The organism is Actinophytocola sp. (genome assembly GCF_045807065.1).
Classification (GTDB): Bacteria; Actinomycetota; Actinomycetes; order Mycobacteriales; family Pseudonocardiaceae; genus Actinophytocola.
Genome location: NZ_JBJMIE010000309.1, coordinates 1 through 9,978, shown reverse-complemented (window position 1 = coordinate 9,978; position 9,978 = coordinate 1). Strand labels below are relative to the sequence as shown.

The 9,978-nt window shown below is 63.4% G+C and carries 8 protein-coding genes and 2 pseudogenes; 7 read left to right on the top strand and 3 right to left on the bottom strand.

Annotated features, from left to right (window positions below; translation table 11 throughout):
• The coding region (locus tag ACJ73U_RS17805; protein WP_407778759.1) for a YncE family protein at positions 1–546 on the top strand (546 nt) is incomplete at its 5' end.
• A gap of 65 nt (positions 547–611) precedes the next feature.
• On the opposite strand, the gene ACJ73U_RS17800 is transcribed toward ACJ73U_RS17805, so the two are convergent.
• Positions 612–794: a response regulator transcription factor gene (locus tag ACJ73U_RS17800; RefSeq protein ID WP_407778758.1), complete on the bottom strand. Its 183-nt coding sequence runs from the start codon at positions 792–794 to the stop codon at positions 612–614.
• Positions 795–994: 200 nt separating this feature from the next.
• Between ACJ73U_RS17800 and ACJ73U_RS17795 the strand changes: the two are divergent.
• The 3 genes and pseudogenes from ACJ73U_RS17795 (at position 995) to ACJ73U_RS17785 (ending at position 2,823) form a co-directional block, all read left to right on the top strand.
• Positions 995–1,997: pseudogene (locus tag ACJ73U_RS17795) on the top strand (IS481 family transposase).
• A 381-nt stretch (positions 1,998–2,378) separates the two neighbouring features.
• Positions 2,379–2,567, top strand: a pseudogene (locus ACJ73U_RS17790) (hypothetical protein); the annotation flags it as partial.
• A gap of 103 nt (positions 2,568–2,670) precedes the next feature.
• Complete coding sequence (locus ACJ73U_RS17785) at positions 2,671–2,823, top strand: hypothetical protein (RefSeq protein ID WP_407778757.1); 153 nt, start codon at positions 2,671–2,673, stop codon at positions 2,821–2,823.
• A gap of 157 nt (positions 2,824–2,980) precedes the next feature.
• On the opposite strand, the gene ACJ73U_RS17780 is transcribed toward ACJ73U_RS17785, so the two are convergent.
• Both ACJ73U_RS17780 and ACJ73U_RS17775 read right to left on the bottom strand, forming a co-directional pair.
• Positions 2,981–3,319 carry a hypothetical protein gene (locus ACJ73U_RS17780; RefSeq protein WP_407778756.1) on the bottom strand — a complete coding sequence of 113 codons (339 nt, stop codon included), beginning with the start codon at positions 3,317–3,319 and terminating at the stop codon, positions 2,981–2,983.
• A gap of 598 nt (positions 3,320–3,917) precedes the next feature.
• Positions 3,918–4,559, bottom strand: a complete 642-nt coding sequence (locus ACJ73U_RS17775; protein ID WP_407778755.1) for a hypothetical protein — start codon at positions 4,557–4,559, stop codon at positions 3,918–3,920.
• Positions 4,560–5,141: 582 nt separating this feature from the next.
• Here ACJ73U_RS17775 and ACJ73U_RS17770 point away from each other — a divergent pair.
• From ACJ73U_RS17770 to ltrA (ACJ73U_RS17760), 3 genes are all read left to right on the top strand, one after another.
• Complete coding sequence (locus ACJ73U_RS17770) at positions 5,142–5,315, top strand: hypothetical protein (RefSeq protein WP_407778754.1); 174 nt, start codon at positions 5,142–5,144, stop codon at positions 5,313–5,315.
• 1,639 nt (positions 5,316–6,954) lie between these two features.
• Positions 6,955–8,274 carry a group II intron reverse transcriptase/maturase gene (gene ltrA / locus ACJ73U_RS17765; protein ID WP_407778753.1) on the top strand — a complete coding sequence of 440 codons (1,320 nt, stop codon included), beginning with the start codon at positions 6,955–6,957 and terminating at the stop codon, positions 8,272–8,274.
• Between the two features lie 177 nt (positions 8,275–8,451).
• Entirely contained in the window at positions 8,452–9,834 is a 1,383-nt protein-coding gene (gene ltrA, locus ACJ73U_RS17760; RefSeq protein WP_407778752.1) for a group II intron reverse transcriptase/maturase, read from the top strand.
• Positions 9,835–9,978 lie beyond the last annotated feature (144 nt).

Here is a 9,978-nt window from a genome sequence, read left to right as displayed (position 1 = left end):
GACGCGAACACCGGCACGGTGCGCGCGACGGTGCCGTTGGGCGGCGAAGTGGGCAACGTGGTCTACGACCCGGCCGCGGACCGCATGCTGGTGGCGGTCCAGGGCCGAAACGACGTGGCCGTGCTCGACCCCGGCACGTTCGAGGTCACCGAACGGCTCCCGCTACCCGGCTGCGACCATGACCACGGCCTGGCCGTGGAGTCCAGTAACCGGTTGGCGTTCGTGGCATGCGACGGCAACGCCACCCTGCTGACCGTGGACCTCGCCACCGGAAAGGTCGTCGACCGTGACCCCGTTGGCGAGGAACCGGATGTGCTGTCCTACGACCAGAACGCGCACCGGCTCTACGTAGCGGCCGAGAGCGGCACAGTCACCGTTCTCGACCTGCGAGACCGTCGCCTGACCGTTACGGGCTCTGATCACCTGGCCGCCGACGCGCACGTGGTGACCGTCGATCCCGGTACACACCACAGCTTCTACCCGGTGCCCACCGGCGCGAACGGCCGACCGGCGCTGCTGGAGCGGGAACCGACTCAGCAGAAATAGACGTCGACGAGCGGACCGGCGGAGGCGCGCCGCCCACCACGGCTTCTGTACCGCTACGGGGCTGGTTAGGTGAGGCCGGTCTCGTAGGCGTAGATCACCGCCTGGACGCGGTCGCGGAAGTTGAGTCTCACGAAGATCCGCTTGGCGTGGGTCCTGATGGCGGACTCCTCGACGACGAACACGGCCACGATCTCGCGGTTCGCGAGCCCGCGGGCGATGAGCGCCAGCACTTCGCGTTCCCTCGGCATCACTCCCTCCAGTGTGGACTGCTTGAGGTCGGGGATGGGTTGTGTCCTTTCCAATCACATTTTCGGAATTCAGGGGTGTTAGCTGTTGCGGGTCGTGACGTTGGTGACGGTCGGTAGGGGTTGAAAGGGAGGGACGGGTCTTCTAGCGGCAGGATGAGAAGTACCACCAACTCGTCCCGTCGAGCAGAAAGACCCGTTCGATGCTCCACCGTAATGCCCCGTTGTCTGTGGAAGGTCGTCGCCGTCTGGTGCAGCGGTGTCAGACGCGTCCGATCGCGCATGTCGCCGCCGAGATGGGGATCTCCCGGCAATGCGCGTCAAAGTGGGTCAACCGTCACCGTCAGTATGGCGACGTCGGGCTGCTGGATCGTTCCAGCGTCCCGCACCGCCAGCCCACCGCCACGTCTGCGCAGGTCATCGTGCGTATTGAGACGATGCGCCGAGAACGGAAATGGTCAGCCCGCCGGATCGCCCTCGAACTGGTCAGCGAGGACGTCACGGTCTCGGTTCGCACCGTCAGCCGGCACCTGATCCACCTCGGGTTGAACCGGCGCCGGTTCCTCGACCCCACCGGTGAGAGCAATCGTGAGCTGCGTCGTATCCACGCCCGCTGGCCCGGTCACATGGTTCACCTCGACGTGAAGAAGGTCGGTGTCATTCCCGATGGTGGTGGCTGGCGGGTCCACGGCCGCGGCAGCGAGCGGGCCAAGCAGTCAGTGCGTGGCCGCCAACGCGGTGACCGGGCCCCGCTACACCTACCTCCACACGGCTATCGACGGCTACTCCCGCCTGGCTTACACCGAAGCCTTGCCTGACGAGCAAGCCCGCACCGCGATCGCCTTCACCCATCGCGCCCGCGCGTTCTTCGCCCGACACGGCATCACCCACATCCACCGGCTGGTCACCGACAACGGCGCCTGCTACCGCGCCCACGACTTCGCCACCGTCCTACGCGGCGCCCGCCACCAGCGGATCACGCCCTACACACCACGTCACAACGGCAAGGTCGAGCGCTACCACCGGATCCTGGCCGAGGAATTCCTCTACGCCCACACCTGGACCAGCGAACACCAACGCACAGAAGCACTACATGTCTGGAACGTGCACTACAACTACCATCGACCCCACACCGCCGCCGGAAACCAACCACCCGCCAGCCGGCCCCACACCGGCGTCACCAACGTCATGACCTCATACACCTAGTACAGGCATTGACACCTCCACGCGCACGAAGCGTCCATACACATCGATCCGACCACAAACCGTTGGAACCAAAAGGGGCTGACTGAATGCGACTCCAATTAACTGCCACAACCGTATGCCGGTCGCGGCGTCCAGCGCTCGGACGACTCATTGCGCGCATTGGTGAGGCCGCACGACGCAGGGGTGGGGCGTGATCGCCGTGTCGACACCGGACGTGCCCGAGATCCGCGTATGCATGACCGACTGGGCAGGCCACCTCCGAACGCTCGGATCCTCGCCGCTGCGCTGGGCGGGCGCGGTCCTGAGTGAGGTGATGTTGCCTGACCTGGTGACCGACGGCAGGAACTCGTGTAGGAGCGCTGCGCGGGCGAGGTACGCCACACCGCCCGGCTGCGGATCGACGGCACCTTCCTCCTCGCGGACGGCGAGCGGGTCTTCGCCACCCCGTCAGCCGCCGCGACCACCCTGAGCAGCAAACACCACCACGGCTGGAGCGCGTGGCGACGCACCTCCGACGGCCGCTTCCTGGCCGACCTGCGCGCCGACCTCTGTACCCGGCGGGATTGGTAGTCCACCCACCACCACTCGATATCACTCCCGAGTCACAAACGCCGTGTCGGACCGCCCGACTGCGGCCGGCGGTCCGACGGCGTTCACTCCCGAAGGACTCATCATGGCTGAACCTGATGTCCCGGCGGACCTGCAGGTTGTGTGGGGCGCGCAGGCCGAGATCGAACGCGGCTACAGGTTGAAGGCGATCGCGGTGCAGCTGTGCGCTGACATCGCCGAGCTATACACGATAACGACAGCCACGATCGGACCATAGGGTCCGTCTCCCGCCGTCAGTTCCCTGCCCGCCTGGGGCGACACACAACCCCGGGAACCACTACGCGGGAACGTGAAACCCCGGACGCCGTCGTGCCCCCACGATGATCCGTTGTAGGCACGTGACGAGACGGACTGCCCGGCGAACGGGGGCACTGCTACGCCGCAGTCGCCGCAGCGAGGGAGTACTTCTTCGACTTGTCACTGGTTCGCACGGCATAGCCGCTCTCGACCAGCCTCTCCAGCGCGTTGTGTACCGCCCCGGAGGATCGGTCCAACGCCCTGTCGATCGAGTTCGGACTGAACTCGCCCGAGTTGTCCCGCAGGTAATCCTCGACCATGCCGCGCAACGCTCCCGGTGCCAACCGCTGAGACTTCACCGACTGCTTCTCCGGATCGACGTCCGTGGGCTGGTCGTCGGTCGGCTGGTCGTTCGTCGTGGTGATGGACCAGCGGTCGGCGGGGCGCGAACCACCGTCGGAATCCCGGCGGTGCATGTGACGGGGCCGTCGTTCTCCCAGCGGTTGAAGATCTTGGGTGCGGTGGACTTGCCGATTCCGGCGGCGGTGGACAGGGCGGTGGCGGTGCTGCCGGGGTTGTTCCGGAGTGCCTGCCACAGCTTCTCCTCGGTCTCCGTGCGCGGCTTCGCCGGGTCGGTCGCCGGAGTGGGGACGGCTCGAAGGGTGTGGTTGGTGGACATGAACTACCTCGCAGTGGTGACGGTTCAGGTTGGGTGGTCATGCCCCGGCCGGAGCGGGTGCGGCCCCCGGTGCGCATCCGGTGGTGTGTCGGGCCGTACGACTATGGACGCTTCCTTCGGCGTATGAAGTCAAGCGTTAAAAACTGTTTGTCTCTTGTAGACGTTCATTGGTTCTCGTTGCGTCGTTGCTACAAACCGGTCCACTTCGTGCCCGTGCCACGGACAGGCGTTGACACCTCCCCGCACTAATCCGCGGCACCGAACCATCTCGAGACCGCAAGATAACCCAAGTCCTAACCTAAATAATCTAGCGAACGCTCTACGCCGCCACTCCTGGCCTCAGCGCGTATGGAAGCGTCACCAGCTTCGCCACACTCTTCCGGACATGCACGCCGTCAACTCAGATCGCCTGATTCTCGACCCAACTCTATAAGAAGCTCCGCGCGGATACCCTGAATAAACAGTTCTCGTGATATCTGCACATCTTCTCTCGCTTGCGCTCGCGCGAGAAAGAACTTGCGGTTGATCTCATTCCTGGCCCACGAAACACCGAACAGGTACAGAAGGTGCTTCTGCCTCATCTCAACCTGAGCCTTGTCGCAGACCCGAAGTAGGTCGGCCGCACATGCATGCACGTTGTTCGAAGCCACGATCTCAATGGCGACATGCGCAGACTCCACGGTTCGATATACGTCGTTGAGTCTCCCGCCATCCGTGCGGGTCATTCTCCGCTCGTCCGCTTCCTGCACCCACACCAAAACCTCTGACAGGAACGAATCAACGGCGGCGATAAACGAGGCGTACGCTTCAATACGCTGCTCACGCCAGTGAAGATGCAGGTCATGGACCCGTTGCGACTGTTCACGTTCACGCTCACGCTTCCACCGAAGATCTTCGCGAACAAGTTCTCGCTCCCATCTCCTGTCATCCCGTCGAGCAGTGATCCTGCCCCCAATCCAGGCGCCTCCCACCGACCCCACGAGGGCGATGGCAGCAAGAGCAAACGTGATCCATACAGGTATCTGACCGCCCGACATAGACGCGACTCTACGATCACGTCGACAGACAAAGGTCCCTAGTCAACCGAAGTCACCCGTCTGGGCTTACCCGGCGCCGATCCTGACGTCGCGATCGACACATCGACCGGCCAGCCGCTGATGGACGAGTTGGACAAATCACTCGAGCAACTGGCCGAAGAAGCCTACAGCTCTGCGGATCGGACCGGCGCATGGCTTCGTTACGGGAGCATGACGAGGCGTTTGCCGCGCAGGTCGGTGCGTTCTCAGGCGGTCTCAATGTCGCTGAGAGGGACGGATTCCACGCCGACGGTGAGTTCGCGGACCGGCCCTTCATCCAGGACGAGCTGGATCGGCTGGCGCCTGACGGGGCACCTACCGACGCGCCGTGCCCCAGGTGACCGCGGTGAGCACTTCACCGACGCGGACCTTCTGGAGCCAGGCCGAGGCCCGTGCCCGACAGCACCGGCGTATGAAAACGCGTCTGCGGACCAGGAACGACACTACAGACCGCACTGAGCTTGTTCTTTAGGTGCGCCACGAGTGCGGAAGGTGAGGTTGATGTAGGTAGGTGACCTTGCTGGATGTGGTGCTGTGTAGGAGATGAAGGTGTGGCCCTTCGGCGTCGCCCTGCGGGGGGAGATGTCAAACCGCCTCAAGCTGCGTTGGCTGAAGACCGTCGTGGTGAGCGTTGAGGAAAAGGCGCAGTTGATGCGTCAGGTGGGGACCGGGAAGGCGAGCGTGAGCGAACCGTTGTTGACGCGTCGAAGCAAGTAGATGGCATCGAAACCGGGGCGGTTAAAAAGGGTCCGGGATGAGCCTGGCGGGTGCCCCGTTTATTGGTCAGGCGGTGTCCGGCGTAGAGGTGGCGCGAGTCCGGTCTGCGGCTTCTGCATGGAACGTGGGAAGGCGGATGCCGATACCGCTGTTCTGGTCGTGAGTGGCTGGGGCGGCGAGAGGGAGCGCGTCGAGCGGCAGAAACCGTGAGGCGTTGAGTACCGTCGCGGCGTCTGCTGGCGGACCGGTTCGTAGTAGCGGGGAAACTCTGGTAATCGGGGTGGAGTGAAGGGGCCGGCTCATCTGTCGATCTGTTCGCACGAACAACCGGACACTGTTCCGGGAGGAAGCGGGTGAGCATGTCGGAACCGCAGGATAAGTCGTTCGACATTCCGAAGCGACTGGTGTGGGAGGCATACGAGAGAGTCAAGACCAACAATGATGCCGCCGGGGTGGACAGGCAGTCTATCGATGACTTCGAGTCCGATCTGAGGAACAATCTTTACAAGGTCTGGAGTGCGTCCAGCAGGGCGGGAAGTGAGGCTGTGTGTTGTTGTAGCTGATCTTCGTGTTCGTAAGCTCGTCGTCGCCTGCCGGTGTGAGTCCGGTCCGGGTAGCTGTCAGGAGGCCCGGTAGCAGGCTGGCAGCGTTGGAGGGAAACGTCCGGCGTTGAAGCCCAGCGTCGAAAGCCCTGTAATAGGGGGAGCAAAGATGCGGTCCGTAGCATGAAGCGAAGCTTGCGGCGTCGTCAATATAGCCTGCCTTCGGGTGGGGATCAGGGAGTGCCGAGCCCCCTCCATCAGGGCGAAGGCCATGGAAGGCGCTGAAGACCTGGAAGTGCAGGCGCTGAAGAACTCCCCGGCGTATGGGGCGCGGAACGTATCGATGGTGACGGCGGGAACTGGAGAGGCCCTCCCCGGCCCGGTGACCTGCGGTGGTTGGTGTTGCTGGAGCGGCGTGCCCTATAACCGGTATTCCGGGAAGTGGGTGGCGTGCCGGGTGGGCGTCGGAGGCGGCCGTAGTGTGCGCCGGGCGGCGCAGAGAGCTTGCTGGTGAAAGTCCAGTCGGACCGGCCCCAAGCGGGGTCCGTAGCCGAAGGCGGGGGTAATGCCTCGCTGGGCGTTGTTGGGAGGTGGATGCGGTGGTGGAGTTTGATGGCTGTCGTGTCGTGCTGACCGGCGGCGCAGGACAGGGCGCCCACCGTGAGGTGGGGTCTGAAGGGTTTGAGGCGAAACACCGAGCCGTAGCCGAATGTGGCGAACCGGTCGGCCCGATCCAGATGATGCCGAGCCTGCACTATGGGGGCGAAGGAAATACTTGGGGCATCTGGACACAACAAGGTGTGTGCGGGCGGCGCGGTGGGAAAGTTCTCTGTGTTACCCCGGGAGATCTCGTATGGTCCCGCTCGACGGAGTTGGGTAGCTGGGCGTATAAGCCGCGAGGTGAAATCGCCGGTGATGCCGTGCGAGAAGTCGGAGTGATCCACGGTACTGCTGAACCAAGGAACAACAGAAACCTTGGGACCGTCGTGTTGGTGCGGCGGCGGGCGGTGGCTCAAAAGGCATCGACTCGGGGAAGGGATCACGGTGGAGATGGTGAATGGGGGTGTGGTGTCGAGTGAGTAGGCGGCGTCGGACTGATGGTTGCTGAGGCAATGACCGAGGCGGCGTTGGCTGAGGATACTCGGGATGGCGCTCTGGTAAGCCAGGTAGGAAGGGAACGTGTGCATGTGCGGAAGGCGCACTCGCTGATCGGGCAGATCCATGATCCGCGCAATCTGGCGCGGGCATGGGAGCGGGTGCGAGAAAACCGAGGTGCTGGTGGTGTGGATCGGATCAGTATCGACCGATTCGAACGTGAGCAGGGTCGATATCTCACGGTGTTGCGGCAGCGGCTGGCGAACGGTCATTATCGGCCGCAGCCGGTGCGTCGGGTGGAGATCGATAAGCCAGGGTCTACGACCAAGCGTCCGCTGGGTATTCCCACGGTCATCGACCGGGTGTGCCAGCAGGCGATGCGGCAGGTTCTGGAACCGATTTTCGAGCCGACGTTCTCCGATACCAGCTTCGGGTTCCGCCCGAAGCGGTCGGCGCATATGGCTATGCGTCGGATCTGGGGACAGCTGCAGGCTGGCGGGAGATGGATCGTCGACGCGGACATCGCCGATTTCTTCGGGACTATCTCGCATGACCGGCTCGTCGCCCTGGTGGCGGAACGGGTCGCCGACGGCAAGGTGTTGAGTCTGATACGCAAGATACTCACAGCCGGAGCACTGCAGGACGGCATCTACGAAAGCACAGTCGCGGGCACGCCGCAAGGCGGAGTCGTTAGTCCTTTGCTCAGTAACATTTATCTGCACGTTTTCGACCAGCGGATGGAGCGGGCTGGATTCCAGGTTACGCGGTATGCCGACGATTGGCTGGCTGTGTGTCGGACTCGCGAGGAAGCGGAACGGGTGCTGGCGAGTGCCCGTGCGGTGCTGGAAGGTGAACTGGGTCTGCGGATTCACCCGGAGAAGACCCGGATAGTCCATGTCAGCCAGGGGTTCGAGTTCTTGGGCTATAAGATCGGACTGGGTAAGGGGTTGCGTTTCAAGCAGGGTGGTATCGGCTTGTATGCGATTCCTCGGCAACGGTCGATCGACCGGTTCAAGGACAAGGTGCGGGCGCTGACGCGCCGCCGCATCGCCGTTCCCTTGGAAGAGTTGATCCGTGCCTTGAATCCGCTGATTCGGGGTTGGGGTATGTACTATCGGCGGGCGAACGTGCGTCGGTTGTTCAATCGGCTCAACTTGTGGATCGTGAGACGAATCTGGGGTTGGCGGTTCAAACGGTGGCGCAACGCCGGATGGCGAACGTTGCCGGAGACACGCCTCTATGGTGAATACGGTCTGGTCAATCTCCTGCAACTGATTCCCAGCATGCGTGACTACTACCGCCAGAAGGGCTACATCCATTGAGAGCCGCTTGCGGGAAAACTGCACGAGCGGTTCGGTAGGGCGGGCGGAGGTAGCGGACAGATGTTTGCGGCCTCCCCCGACCCGACACTGCTTGAGCCGAGCGGACAACATAACCGCCGGTGAGGGAAGGGCCGCTGCTTCGTCGATGTGTAGTGCTGTTATGGAAGGGCTCGGTGAGTGTCCAAAGTGGCTATTCCCGCCGCTGTGGGATCTGATCCCGCAGATCCGGTTCGTGCCTTGCAGCATGCGCTTTACCGGGCGGCCAAGGCTGATCCCGGGCGGCGGTTTCATGCGTTGTGGGACAAGGTCTCCCGCAGAGACGTCCTGTGGCGCGCGTGGATCGCGGTGCGCACCAACGAGGGCGCACCCGGTATCGACAGGATCACCCTGGCCGAGGTCGAGGAATACGGACCTGTCCGGTTGCTTGACGAGTTGGCTGGTGAGTTGGGGGAGGGGCGGTATCGGCCACTTCCGGCCCGGCGGGTCTTCATTCCCAAGCCGGGTTCGAAGGACGAGTTGAGGCCACTGTCGATTCCCTCGGTCCGTGACCGGATCGTGCAGGCCGCGTTGAAGATCGTGTTGGAGCCGGTGTTCGAGGCGGACATGTTGCCGTGCTCGTTCGGGTTCCGTCCAAAACGTGGTGCGCACGATGGCCTGCAGGTACTCATTGATGAGTCCTGGCGGGGCCGCCGGTGGGTGGTTGAGACGGATATCGCTAACTGCTTCTCAGTGATTCCGCATGACGAGTTGATGCGAGCGGTCGAGGAACGTGTGTGTGACCAGTCCGTGCTCAAGCTGCTGCGTGTGATCCTGCGCGCGGGGGTGATGGAGGACGGGCAGGTGCGGCGCCCGGTTCTGGGGACGCCACAAGGCGGAGTGATCAGTCCGTTGCTGCGCAACGTCTATCTGCACCAGATCGACCGGGCGTGGGATGTGCGCCAGCACGGGGTGATGGTGCGTTTCGCCGACGACGTGGTGGTGATGTGCAAATCGCGTGAGCAGGCCGAAGCCGCGTTAGCGCGGCTGAGGTCGGCGTTGGCTGAACTGGGTTTAGAACCGAAGGAAGCCAAGACGCGGATAGTGCATCTGGAGGTCGGTGGTGCCGGGTTTGATTTCCTGGGCTTTCATCACCGGCTTGTCCGGGTTGCCGGACGCCGTAACCATAAGTGGTCGGTCACGTTTCTCGCTCGCTGGCCCGCGGACAGGGCCATGAAGCACGCCCGCGACCGGATCAGGGAACTGACCCGGCGGTCGCGGTTGCTGCTTCCGGTGGAGGTGATCGTGGAGGATGTGAACCGTTTCCTGCGTGGCTGGGCCGCGTATTTTCGGTATGGCAACTCTGCGGTTCGCTTCGAGAAGATCATGCATCACGTGTGGACTCAGATGGCGTTGGTCATTGCCAAGCGTCACAAGCGGTCTCGTGGGTATGGGTGGTCGGTGCTGGCCTATCAGTCGCCGGACCATCTTGGGTTGATCTCCCTGTCGGGAACCGTTGTCGCTCCCAGGCCTTTCAAGGACTGGCGGGAGAAACCGAATGCCGGCGGTGAACGGCGTCGATGATCCGTGTGCGGGAGAACCGCATGCACAGTTCGACGGGGGGGAGCTGGAGAAGGGGCGAGCATGGCAGCCGATCATGGCGGCCCTCGGGAAACCGGGGGACCTGAGCCCGGTGTCGCCTACCCTTCGCTACCTCGCCAGCTCCCT

Bases quoted from the DNA above. Each gene is read 5' to 3' on its own strand.
- ltrA (WP_407778753.1), top strand. From the start codon at position 6,955: ATGGTTGCTGAGGCAATGACCGAGGCGGCGTTGGCTGAGGATACTCGG.
- ACJ73U_RS17770 (WP_407778754.1), top strand. From the start codon at position 5,142: ATGAAGGTGTGGCCCTTCGGCGTCGCCCTGCGGGGGGAGATGTCAAAC.
- ACJ73U_RS17785 (WP_407778757.1), top strand. From the start codon at position 2,671: ATGGCTGAACCTGATGTCCCGGCGGACCTGCAGGTTGTGTGGGGCGCG.
- ACJ73U_RS17800 (WP_407778758.1), bottom strand. From the start codon at position 794: ATGCCGAGGGAACGCGAAGTGCTGGCGCTCATCGCCCGCGGGCTCGCG.
- ACJ73U_RS17780 (WP_407778756.1), bottom strand. From the start codon at position 3,319: ATGCACCGCCGGGATTCCGACGGTGGTTCGCGCCCCGCCGACCGCTGG.
- ACJ73U_RS17775 (WP_407778755.1), bottom strand. From the start codon at position 4,559: ATGTCGGGCGGTCAGATACCTGTATGGATCACGTTTGCTCTTGCTGCC.